Raw genomic sequence first — 11,809 nt, forward strand, 5'->3', positions numbered from 1 at the left:
CATCAATCGGTACCGCGGGGGTTCCTGGGGCAGGCATCATCATGATCGCCACCGTATTTGCCCAGCTTGGTCTGCCAATGGAAGCAGTCGGGCTGTTAACCGCCATTGATGTTTTAGTCGGTATGGGCGCTACATCATTAAATGTGACCGGGGACCTAGTCGGAACGAGCATTATCAGTCAGACAGAAAAAAGTGAGTAAATAAGTGCGCGTTAACCTAAAACATCTCCCTCACCCGGGAGATGTTTTATCTATTCCGTCTGATACAGCCCTGTTTTTAGCAACTTCATTTGTATGGTGAAATGATTCATGGCTTCTTCATCCGATAAATTACGGGCAAATTTCTCAACTAGATTTCTAACAATCACCGACGTCAGGATTTGCATCACATGGAATAATTCCTTATCACCGGCAAGATTCAGCTTCCGTTTATCAATCAATGAACTGACTTCCCTGAACTGCTCACTGTTTTGGCGGTCACTGAACGCCTTTAGAAATGAATCCTCAATTTTGTATGTCATATTCAAAAAGGTATTTTTCATGAAATTCAAGTTTTCCACTTCGGTAATGGCTGTTTGAAAAAAGGCCCTTACAGCGTCAATCAAATCACCATGATGCTTCTCCAGTAAGCGGATAAAAACCTCTTTTCGTTTTTCAGCTAGATCATCCAGCAGGAAGAAAAATGCATCCTCTTTATCGTCAAAGTATTGATAAAAGCTGCCGCGCGGGATATCTGCTTCTTTTACAATATTAGTGATGGAAGCATCGTGTAATGGCACCCGCGAAAATTCCTTTTCAACGGCACGTATTAATGTCTGTTTTTTCTCCTCCGGCAAATTGTAAAATGTCTGTTTCGGCATTGTTTTTCCTCTTTCTATACTGATGTTACCGAGTTTTTCCCGCATGTCATGGTCAGTTACCCGATAAAATATGACGGCTAACTGACCTTATGCCCGATTCTGTTCGGGCTTTTAATCAGTGGTGGTGAGAGAAACCCCTCCACTGATTGAAGTTTCACTTTAAGCTAAAGCCAGTTTTTCATAATGTTTATACAAGGCATGAAATTTTCCGCTGTAGCGTTTTTTCCACGGCTTTTTCCGGCCGCAAAAATGAAGGATAACAGTGTGATGAATAATGTAATCCATATCACAGATCCCGTTTGACTTAATTTTATAATGGCTGTAAAACCGCGTATCGTAGTTGTATAACATTTCGTCGAGGCTTTTTATTTTTTTCGAATACAGTGCATTTAATACATCCTGATCCGGCATGATCAATCTGGCGCGGTTCTTCTCCACAAATTGATAAATTGTCTGTTCATCGATATGCTGACGCTGTTCTTCCAGGTTCATCAGCAGCACACCGGAATTATAGTAGGCATCAATGTTATAGGGAGTCAGTCTAATCTTATTCACTTCTTTAACCGAAATCTTATCATGATAGGCAGCTGCATACAGGTAACCCTTTAAATCAGTCTCATAAAGTTCCCTGACTGGATTAATCACCAATATATCAGGATCCAGATACAAAATCCGATCAAGTGATTCCGGCAAAAATTTGAAAGCGAGCAGCCGGTAATACATTTCTTTCGTATAATAAGACTGTGCCGGCGCATCCAAAAAATAGTCATCTGCAACGTAAATGGGACGCAGCATGCTGCCATGCTCCTGAATAAACCGGCTTAAATCGTCCAATTCAGTTTGCTTGAGACTTGAGTGCATGAGGTAAATCGTAAACATCTCATCCCGATTGTTCAGGAACAATGATTTGAGCGCAACTTTTAACGGCTTGATGTAATTGGCGTCCAGTGTGACAAGAATGTTCAATCTGATTCATCCCTTCATCCAAAAATGCCGTTTATCAGGGGGGTCTGTCCCTCATCACATGATGAGGGACAGACCCCTTACTCAATCATCAATAAATACCGTCAAAACCTTGGCACCATCATTATCAACCGGGATAAACAGATGCGGCTTAACACCCTTGAAATAGCCGGTATCTCCTTTTTCCATATAATGTTGCTCCCCATCGTAATACAGTTCAATGGCACCTTCGACGATATAAATAAACTCATCCTGGGAATGCGTATATGGCTCATGACGCACATTATCGTCTTTCGGCGTCACATGGACAATGGTCGGTTCAATCCGTGAAAATCGTGACCTGTTGGCAAGCAGTTCAAGTGAGTAGCCCATATTCTCATCATCGGCACTGATCTTTCTCTCCGCTTTCGGTAGCATGACCAAATCAGTTTCCGGATGCCCATCAAGCACCCACGAGAGCGGCACATCCAGCGCTTCGGATATTTTCGATAACGTTGCCACAGCAGAGGACGTCTGGCCATTTTCGATTTTGGATAACAGGCTTTTGGAGATACCGCATCGGTCTGCTATTTGCTGCTGGGTGTGTTTGCTTTTTAAGCGGGCTTGTTTGAGTTTTTGACCAATATTTTGAAGATCTATGGTAATTCGCTCCTTTCGCCTTGTGCATGAATAAGCTTCTTTACCATAGAATAGATGAATTTTTCGGATATGACAACAGTTAATCGTTTGCTGGTGCATTCGCTGCCGAATTTCGTTGATAAAACACTAAATTCCATATCAAAAACCTCACCCCAGTGAAGCTCATAAAAGGTGAGGCGTATCTTCCTCATCATTTTTCTTTCAGCCTTGGCTTGCAGCGTACGCCAGTGATTTGCTCGGCAGCGCTTTTTCGAGTTTGCTTTGAATGAACATGGCTGCTTCCTGCAGTTTGTTTTCATCGATTCCCGTTTTAACGCCAAGACCATGCAACAAATACAGGACATCATTCGTTGCCACATTACCGGACGCTCCCGGTGCATACGGACAGCCGCCCAGCCCGCCGATCGAGCTGTCAAACCGGGTGATGCCGTATTCCATCGATCGCATGATATTGGCAATGGCCATTCCGCGTGTGTCATGAAAATGCATGATGATTTTGTCGCTCGGATAACGGTTAAGCACCTCGCTAAGCAGCTGATCCACTTGTGCCGGGACTGCCGTGCCAATCGTATCACCCAGCGAAATGTCGTCCACACCAGCTTCGAGCAGCCGGTCACAGACGCGCAACACCTGATCCGGCATGATTGTTCCTTCGTACGGGCAATCAAATACAGTCGACACATATCCCGTCACATGCTTACCCGCATCTTTTGCCGATTGAATCACTTCCTGCAGCACCGGGTACGTCTCATCAATTGATTTATTGATATTCTTCCGGTTGTGCGTCTCGCTGGCAGACATGAAGACGGAGGCACCATCAATACCGGCTTCAAGTGCGAGTTCGAGCCCTTTCATGTTTGGAACAAGTGCCGAGTAACGGACACCCGGATTCCGCTTGATCCGCCTTCCGACCTCATTGGCATCAGCCAATGCCGGCACCCATTTTGGATGAACAAACGATGAGTACTCAATTTCTTTCACACCTGAATCGGACAGCGTATTAATCCAATGAATCTTATCTGCCGTAGAAATCCGCTTTTTTTCATTTTGCAGACCGTCACGCGGTCCCACTTCCTTTACCTGTACAAAATCCGGCCAGCGTTTCATCATACAGCCCTCCTTTTATTTTTGAAATATTTGAAGATGAATACGTTTACACTGCTGTGCAAAAATAGGGTCTGTATTTCGATTCCCGTTTCCACTATATGTTATTCAATTCGGTTTCGTTTAGTTCAACATTGTTGAATAAAGTATATAATAAAAATTCCCAAAATGTCAAATTTGGAAAACAGGTGATGTCCTATTTTTCTAAATTGATCATTCAGCGAATCATTTCAACAAAATGGGATAGAATTCTTGCTGTCAAACCCCAGATAACCTTATCATTATAATGATAAAAATACTCGTCAATTTGGCTGGTGCGCCAATCATAATTTTCACCGCCGGGAATACGTTCAAACGGGAACTTCTCTTCAGGCTGCACATTTAGGTTCACATGATATATTTCCGGCTTTGTTTTCAGAAAGAAAGACAGCGGGACCGTAAAAATTTCCTCAACTTCAAATGGGTTAGGATCAAACTGTTCATCCGTGATGATCAACCCCGCATGGGAGTATACGATCATGCCAAATGCCGTGACAAGATAATCAAGCGGGTGCACGTCCGAAATCTTCTTTTCACTGATGCCCAGCTCTTCGGTTGTTTCCCGGATGGCTGCTGCCCGGGCATCCTCGTCCTGTGCTTCGATTCGCCCGCCCGGAAAGCAAATTTCCCCTGGCTGCCGTCTCATGTTTTCCGAACGAACCTCAAATAGCACGTGCAGTTCATCATCTTTTTGAACAAGGGGCAAAAGAACAGCGGATTTCGTAAAATGTTCATGTCCAAGAACAGTTGGTGTATGACGTTTGATTTTATTCATAATGCGCTCTAAGTCCATTCAATCACCTCAGGCCCTACTTTCCTATACTATAGCAGAATAAAGGGGTTTGGATAACCAAAATGCTTCTCCTGGCATATTACTCAAGATTAGCAAAAATTATTCGTTTGTAGTAACCTTTCCAGTATCAGCATGAAATTAATGGAAACAATAAGGATGCTGTTTCAGAAAGGCTGATGATTGTGACGTATGTTTTATTGATCATAGGTTTTGCACTCTTAATAAAAGGCGCCGATTTCTTTGTGGAGGGTGCTTCACAAATTGCCCGGAAGCTCCATGTTTCACCACTGTTAATCGGACTCACCATCGTTGCGTTCGGGACAAGCTCACCGGAGGCAACCGTCAGTATTGTGGCAGCACTGGAGGAAAGTGCGGGCGTTTCGATTGGTAATGTGGTTGGGAGCAACATTTTTAATATTACGCTCGTTGTCGGACTGACAGCATTCCTGAATCCGCTGCGCGTAAAACGGGAAACCATCCGTAAACAAATTCCATTCACTTTATTGGCCGGCATCGCTTTTCTTGTGTTAATCAGTGATGTCAGCCTGCAGTCAATGGCGGAAAACTTGCTGACAAGAAGTGATGGATTGATTTTCCTGCTGTTCTTTGCAATTTTTTTATACTATTTGTTCGAAGTTGCCAGAACGTCCAAGGATGAACACAGCGAAAATACAGATTCCAAAACGAATTCATGGGGAAAAAACATCGCCCTGACAATCGGCGGTTTGGCAGCAATTATTTTTGGCGGAGAACTCGTCGTCAATAACACAACGGACATTGCCATTTCGTTCGGTATGAGTGAAACGATGGTGGGACTGACGATTGTGGCCATCGGTACATCTTTACCAGAACTGATCACATCCGTTACGGCAGCCATTAAAAAGGAAAGTGAAATTGCAGTTGGCAATATTGTCGGGAGCAATATTTTCAACATTCTGCTCGTTCTCGGGGCTTCATCGGTTATTTCGCCACTCACTGTCGACAACCAGGTGTTCACAGACGCCATACTAATGATTGTTCTGACCGGTGTTCTGCTCATTTTCTCAAGAACCAACTATCGGATTGGCAAAACGGAAGGAATTATACTGGTAGCGGCATATGTGTTGTATATGGTTTACGTGATTATGAGGAACATGATCTAACATGAGTCGGCCGTATTTTAAGCAAAAGCTACTTTAGCACCTCATTCATTCAGTCTAGAATTTAAATTTCCAACAAATGGCTGGATTAATCATGAGCAGGAAATGCTATTTAACCAATGGCTTTTCTTGCTTTTCCAAGAAGAAAATCCGTTCAATCTTTAAAGCAACGGAAAGCACATGGATAAACGCTTCATGCATTGAAGAGGTTAAATCGTCTGAAATCGGGTAATCATGCCGGAACTTCCTGGCATTGGACTCCGACTGTACAAATTGCCTCACCTTTTCAGTTGTAGAATACTCTCTTTTCATGACATCGATCCTTTCTATTAAGATTTACGAGACTGGAAAGTAGTACACCTTCGTTTCTCCATCTACTTTATTCGACATTAATGGTCAAATTCCTCTATCTTTCCAAATTTTAAGCAAAAAACTTTAGAAACTTGACACCCGTCAATTTCTTTTCCTCCAAACTGCCTTATGATGAAGTCAGAAAGGAAAACAAGGAGGAAGATGATCATGATAAAAGTGATCAACAATCATAAAAACCACATTACTGCGATTACTGGAGGATTATTGGTACTGGCACTTGCATTTTATTTAAATGGTTTGCAGGATTTTCAGAATAGTGCCCTGCTTGCAGCAACCTTCCTGGCGGGGACTCCGATCTTCATTAAGGCATACCAGGCACTCAGGATGAAGGCATTCAGCATTGAATTGCTCGTCACAATCGCCGTCATCGGGGCGCTTTTCATTGGCGAATACGTTGAATCAGCCGTCGTGACATTCCTGTTTATGTTCGGGGATTACCTGGAAATCCGTACCCTCAACAAAACACGGTCGTCCTTAAAAGAATTGGTGGACATGGCGCCACAGGAAGCAACCGTTATCCGGGAAGGGGAACAGGTAACCATTCCGGTTGAGGATGTCATCGAAGGCGACCGTGTGGTGATCCGCTCCGGCGGCAAAATTCCGGTAGACGGAAGCATCCTGAACGGTCAGGCAACATTGAATGAAGCAGCCGTTACCGGAGAATCCGTACCGCGGGTGAAAAGAAAAGACGATCACGTTTTCAGCGGAACGATTCTGGACAATGGCTATATTGAAATGGCGGCAGAAAAAGTCGGTGATGACACAACATTCGCCAAAATCATTGAACTTGTGGAAGAAGCACAGGAATCAAAATCCAAAACGGAAAAATTCCTTGATCGATTTGCCAACATTTATACACCGGCCATTGTTGTCTTGGCAGTTCTCGTCTATGCTTTGACACGGGACTTGCATACTGCCATTACATTTCTGGTCGTCGCTTGTCCCGGAGCATTGGTCATCGGCACTCCAGTGTCAAACGTTGCCGGCATTGGCAATGGCGCAAAAAATGGTGTTCTGGTTAAAGGCGGCGAGGTTATGGACAATTTCTCCAAAGTCGACACGCTTGTCTTTGACAAAACCGGCACCCTGACCAAAGGAAAACCTGAAATAACAGACATTAAGACGTTTGATGGCGAAGCACCAGATGTATTGCTCCGTTTGGTTGCTCAGGCCGAAACCATATCTGAGCACCACTTAGGCCAGACCATCGTCAAAGAAGCAAAAGAACGGAAGATCACACTTGAAGGTGAACCGAAAGATGCTAATGTCATCAAAGGCAATGGTATTCGGGCAACCGTGGATGGTCATGTCCTGGCAATCGGCAACCGCAAATTAATGGGATCAGAAAACATTGAGATTCCTGCAGACGTCGGAAACTATGCGATCGAACGGGAAAAAGCAGGCAACACGGCTATATTTGCAGCAGTCGATGGTCACATCGCCGGTATCTTCTCAATCGCCGACCAAATACGTGAAGATGCACCGCGGGCGTTGGCCGAAATGCGCAAAAATGGTATTACAAAAATCATCATGCTAACAGGCGATAACAAACATACAGCAGAACTTGTGGCATCCCGGCTGGGCCTTGATGAAGTTCATGCCGAACTACTGCCGGAAGACAAAGTAGAAATCGTCAAGCAACTGAAAGAGGATGGCCACGTCGTTGCAATGGCCGGTGATGGTATTAACGATGCACCATCAATTGCAACCGCAGATATCGGAATCGCCATGGGAGAAGGCGGCACCGACGTCTCGATGGAAACCGCGGATGTCGTGCTGATGGCTGACAGACTGATGCAGTTCTCACACGCCTTCTCCCTGTCGAAAGCGACCATACGGAACATGAAACAAAACACTTTTTTCGCAATTGGTATCGCCTCTGTCCTGCTGGCTGGAGTGCTCGCTGGAGAAGTCCATCTGGCATCCGGCATGTTCATCCATGAAGCAAGCGTCCTGCTCGTCATCCTGAATGCTATGCGGTTGATCCGGTTTAATCAAAAAGTGATGAAAGCAAAAGAACACAAACTTCAAGCAGCACATGCTTAAAATAACTTTTTAACCGGAAAGGGGGCACGCGATTCGTTCATCGATTACCATAATACACCCGGCATATTTAAGACAAAATGCACTTAAAGTTTAGGAAAATTAAATCACCAAAATTGACCCAGGTCAAGGAATGAACCTGATAAAGACTTTATACTGAAGATAGAACAAACAAGGGAGAGATTAAAATGAAAACGGCTAAATTTCAATTAGAACCGCTCACTTGTCCATCTTGCATCAAAAAGATAGAAGGTAAACTCGCCAAAATGGATGGTGTGAAAAACGCCAAAGTGCTATTCAACTCGAGCAAAGTAAAATCCACTTATGATGAAAGCAAAGTGACATCAGATGAACTGAAGGACACGATTGAAAAGCTTGGTTATCCGGTAGTGAGCTAAGGAACTAAAAACGAGCGGTCTCTGCACAGGGGGACTGCTTGTTTTTTGTGTTCGTACATATGTTGAACCTAACGATGGAGAGGCCCCGCGACTCCATCAACTTTTTTGGATTCGAGATACATTCTCTCTGACGTTTTAACCGCTTCTGAAGTGCATTTTGGACGATAGAAGCCCCCTCTCTGACGTTTTCACCACTTCCGGAGAGCTTTTCGGCAGAGAGAAGCCCTCTCTCTGACGTTTTAACCGCTTCCGGAGAGCTTTTCGGCAGAGAGAAGCCCCCTCTCTGACGTTTTATCCGATTCCTGTAGGCGTTCCGGATAGGACAAGATGTTTCTCCCCATGTCCCGACAAAACTAGTCGTCTTTCACGACAGCTTATGACAAGCTTTTTAACATTTATCGTATATAATGGGTGAAAAGTGGTTGATAGGAGCGAGGATATGGAAACCGCTGTAAATATTTATCAAACGGGTCATGATGCTTTTGAGATGGACAAGTCAGTTGCAGAAAATCTCAAGCCGAATCATTTGTGTTTTTATCGATTTGTGGGGGGTAACGCGAACGATACGGATGACCTGATGAACCAATTGGATACGTTAAAAGCGAAAAAAGCCTTGCTGATTGGCATCTTTCGCTTTCCTTTTCGTTTTGAGGGCAAAAAGAGATTCCAGACTGCTGCAGCGCAGTATTTCAAGATGAAGGCGCTTTGTGATGCGGTGATTTACTTTCACAGTGATGCGCTTATGGAATCAATCGATAAGTATACACCAGTTCTTGAAGCGAATCAGACGTTCGACGCAATTGAGGAGCACACGATTCAAACCATGAAGCAAGTCGTTGAACAAACCGGTGACATGAATATCGATTTTCAGGATATCGAGGCGTTCATTCAGCAAAATAGAGGACCTTTGTTTGTCCATACGGTTGAGGGCGAGTCGTTTAACGAACCTTTGAAATATCTGATCTCAGCACCATACCTGCCTGAAGATTTCACCGACGGCAGGCAGCTCATGTTAAATATCGGCTACGCAAGAGATGTTGACATGGAAGCCTACCGCCAAATTAACCTGCGCCTTCATGATCTTTTTTCGAAAGCAGACCTTTTCAAGATTGGCACGTATTTTATGGATGAACCCGGACAGCATTTTAATATTACTTTACTCGTGAACGGCATCCGTGACCCGATTAAGGCACCGGATGATTATAAACGTCTGTCAAAATATCGAATGTTCTTCAGGAAATGGCAAGGACTTGCGGAAAAGGGGAAAAAACGATTTCATTTTTGAAGCGAAACACACCTCAGTATCCGCCCGATGGATATTGAGGTGTTCAGTCAACGTACATCCTGCTATTGTGACTACATGTATGTTTCCACCAACTCGTAGCATCTTTCTTTCGTCAGCTGAGCCATGACGTTTGCATGCTCATATGGTTCCAGTGACCCATCTTCAAATTTCGATGCTGCCTCTTCAGCAGCTTCATCCCGATGTGTGATCCACTTACGCTGTTCTTCTCTTAATGACTTCATGTCTCCTTCAGAAAGTTGTTCTTCCAGGGTACCATAAATATCATTCAGGACATCATCCCATTGTTTAAAAATCTTTTGCATCGACTGATTCATTTCCGTTTGTGTACCGTTTTGTGCCTGGGTTTCCAATGGAGTCAATTCCAGTTCTGTTTTTTCCAACTCTTGTATCCATTCTTCCTTAGTGCTTTTCGAATGACTATTTTCAGTACTTTCAGTCATCTGTTTTACAGTTGATGCTGATGCAGATTCACCTTCCTCGTTTTCCGAAGCATCATCGTCATCTGTTTCCGCTGGGTCACTTGTTTCATCGGCGTCGTCATTTTGTTGGACGTCATCACTTTCTGCGTCTTCTGATTCAGTTGGTGCATCATCCGTACACCCGACAATCAATATCATTGGCAGCATGAATACAAATAGTTTTTTCAAGTTACAATTCTTCCCTTCCATTGCTTTGTTTTGCAGTATTTTGTGATTTTCAGATGTAAAGGAAAACTTGTTAACTGAGTTCATTCTACCGCTTCTCACCATTAGCAATCAATTCCTGAAAAATTGACAGATATAGATATTAATTACTATCGTATCATGAAAAGCCTTACCTTTTTTGATGATGCCGAACGTGAACCGATGCCGAAAATGCTTGTTTCCAACAGAATGGTCAGGTATTAGGGATTTTTTTATAAGTAGGCAGAAGAAGTTATTTAAATGAATGTTACGAATGTTGACATCCCAGAAAAAAGGTCTGAAATCATCAAGTATTTGTTTTTCCTTCATCAAATCCGCTCCATCTTATTAGAAAACACTTCCTCTATTTTAACCTAATCCCGGTTTAAATTGAAATGTAACAAAGAACCGGTATGCCTATTCCACGCCACTCTCCAAAATCGAAAACGTACCATTATCGCAATCCACTTCCGCCATCGCACCATACGGCAAAATCATCTTCGGCTCGGTATGTCCAAAATTCAAGTTGTACAATATCGGTAAATTTTCCAGCTGATATTCCTTCATAACTGTTTGGATTGCTGTTTTGTATTCATCATAATACGTTTCATCCTGGGGTTTGCCAAAAATAATGCCGTTCGTTTTATGCAAAATACCCTGTGCCGCGTAATTGCGCAGCCAACGTTTGACGGATTCAGGCGGTGGCTTCTCTTCCGACGTTTCAAAGAAAAGAATACTGTCTTCCCAATATTTTTCTTCAGGCCAAATAATGGTTCCTTTAGCAAATTCCAACACGCCCATACAGCCGCCGATCAAGCGTCCCTGGACCACACCGGAACCTTGCATCACTTCATATCCCTGATTGGGCTGCATCGTGCGGCGTGTATATTTGTTCTTGATATCCCACTCCAGACGTTCGCTCGTCCACTCCGCTGCAGGCTCTATGTTTCCAATAGCATCGCTGGAAAACAACGTCCGTTTGACCATCTCAATCGTATATGGCAGCATCTCAACATTTTCAGCAAAGTCGGTCATCATCGCCGGTCCATAAAATGATGACAGCCCTGCTTTATGGCAGAACAAATGCGGAATCGTCACATCCGAATAGCCCATAAAAATTTTAGGGTTCTCCCTGATGACGTCAAAATCAATGTATGGCAAGAGCCGAATGCTTTCACTGCCGCCAATATTGGCAATAATACCTTTGATGGACTTATCGCGGAAGGCATTCATTAAGTCTTCTGCACGTGCCTCCGGATGTTCGTATACATATTCTGCACCTTTCAAACTATTCGGCATCGCAATGACCTCAAGGCCAAACACATCACGCAGCCGCTCCACACCTTGCTCATAGCGCCATCTGAGTTCCGGCTCACCGGCCCCGCCCCATGAAGGACTGACCGTCGCAACTTTGTCGCCGGAATTTAATTTTTCTGGTTTAACGAGCATCCTGAGCACCACCCTTGTTATGATATTTTTTTATCATAACATA

General features: G+C 43.8%; 13 protein-coding genes. 5 read left to right on the forward strand and 8 right to left on the reverse strand.

Features of this window, described 5'->3' with window-relative positions:
• The coding region (locus VK080_RS09885; RefSeq protein ID WP_324224607.1) for a cation:dicarboxylate symporter family transporter at nucleotides 1–200 on the forward strand (200 nt) is incomplete at its 5' end.
• 50 nt (nucleotides 201–250) lie between these two features.
• Here VK080_RS09885 and VK080_RS09890 read toward each other — a convergent pair.
• From VK080_RS09890 to VK080_RS09910, 5 genes are all read right to left on the reverse strand, one after another.
• On the reverse strand, nucleotides 251–859 hold the full coding sequence (locus VK080_RS09890) for a TetR family transcriptional regulator (RefSeq protein WP_324224608.1): 609 nt from the start codon (nucleotides 857–859) through the stop codon (nucleotides 251–253).
• A 159-nt stretch (nucleotides 860–1,018) separates the two neighbouring features.
• Nucleotides 1,019–1,825, reverse strand: coding sequence for a glycosyltransferase family 8 protein (locus tag VK080_RS09895; RefSeq protein WP_324224609.1), 807 nt, complete (start codon nucleotides 1,823–1,825; stop codon nucleotides 1,019–1,021).
• An 81-nt stretch (nucleotides 1,826–1,906) separates the two neighbouring features.
• Nucleotides 1,907–2,560 carry an XRE family transcriptional regulator gene (locus VK080_RS09900; protein ID WP_324224610.1) on the reverse strand — a complete coding sequence of 218 codons (654 nt, stop codon included), beginning with the start codon at nucleotides 2,558–2,560 and terminating at the stop codon, nucleotides 1,907–1,909.
• 102 nt (nucleotides 2,561–2,662) lie between these two features.
• Nucleotides 2,663–3,568: a hydroxymethylglutaryl-CoA lyase gene (locus VK080_RS09905; protein ID WP_324224633.1), complete on the reverse strand. Its 906-nt coding sequence runs from the start codon at nucleotides 3,566–3,568 to the stop codon at nucleotides 2,663–2,665.
• A 214-nt stretch (nucleotides 3,569–3,782) separates the two neighbouring features.
• Nucleotides 3,783–4,397 carry a CoA pyrophosphatase gene (locus tag VK080_RS09910; protein ID WP_324224611.1) on the reverse strand — a complete coding sequence of 205 codons (615 nt, stop codon included), beginning with the start codon at nucleotides 4,395–4,397 and terminating at the stop codon, nucleotides 3,783–3,785.
• Nucleotides 4,398–4,579: 182 nt separating this feature from the next.
• Here VK080_RS09910 and VK080_RS09915 point away from each other — a divergent pair, with 182 nt between their 5' ends.
• Nucleotides 4,580–5,539 (forward strand): calcium/sodium antiporter, encoded by a 960-nt coding sequence (locus VK080_RS09915; RefSeq protein ID WP_324224612.1) that lies wholly within the window; start codon nucleotides 4,580–4,582, stop codon nucleotides 5,537–5,539.
• Between the two features lie 105 nt (nucleotides 5,540–5,644).
• Here VK080_RS09915 and VK080_RS09920 read toward each other — a convergent pair whose 3' ends face one another.
• Complete coding sequence (locus tag VK080_RS09920; protein ID WP_324224613.1) at nucleotides 5,645–5,848, reverse strand: hypothetical protein; 204 nt, start codon at nucleotides 5,846–5,848, stop codon at nucleotides 5,645–5,647.
• A gap of 207 nt (nucleotides 5,849–6,055) precedes the next feature.
• Between VK080_RS09920 and VK080_RS09925 the strand changes: the two genes are divergently transcribed.
• From VK080_RS09925 to VK080_RS09935, 3 genes are all read left to right on the forward strand, one after another.
• Entirely contained in the window at nucleotides 6,056–7,954 is a 1,899-nt protein-coding gene (locus VK080_RS09925; RefSeq protein ID WP_324224614.1) for a cation-translocating P-type ATPase, read from the forward strand.
• Nucleotides 7,955–8,139: 185 nt separating this feature from the next.
• The gene (locus tag VK080_RS09930; RefSeq protein WP_324224615.1) at nucleotides 8,140–8,349 is read left to right on the forward strand and encodes a heavy-metal-associated domain-containing protein; all 210 of its coding nucleotides are present in this window, start codon (nucleotides 8,140–8,142) and stop codon (nucleotides 8,347–8,349) included.
• Between the two features lie 439 nt (nucleotides 8,350–8,788).
• Complete coding sequence (locus tag VK080_RS09935; RefSeq protein WP_324224616.1) at nucleotides 8,789–9,634, forward strand: cell division protein FtsZ; 846 nt, start codon at nucleotides 8,789–8,791, stop codon at nucleotides 9,632–9,634.
• Between the two features lie 71 nt (nucleotides 9,635–9,705).
• Here VK080_RS09935 and VK080_RS09940 read toward each other — a convergent pair whose 3' ends face one another.
• Both VK080_RS09940 and VK080_RS09945 read right to left on the reverse strand, forming a co-directional pair.
• Nucleotides 9,706–10,302 (reverse strand): lysozyme inhibitor LprI family protein, encoded by a 597-nt coding sequence (locus VK080_RS09940; RefSeq protein ID WP_324224617.1) that lies wholly within the window; start codon nucleotides 10,300–10,302, stop codon nucleotides 9,706–9,708.
• A gap of 432 nt (nucleotides 10,303–10,734) precedes the next feature.
• Nucleotides 10,735–11,766: a S66 peptidase family protein gene (locus VK080_RS09945; protein WP_324224618.1), complete on the reverse strand. Its 1,032-nt coding sequence runs from the start codon at nucleotides 11,764–11,766 to the stop codon at nucleotides 10,735–10,737.
• Nucleotides 11,767–11,809: the final 43 nt, after the last annotated feature.

Source organism: Lentibacillus sp., assembly GCF_035301925.1.
In the GTDB taxonomy this organism is placed as follows: Bacteria; Bacillota; Bacilli; order Bacillales; family Amphibacillaceae; genus Lentibacillus.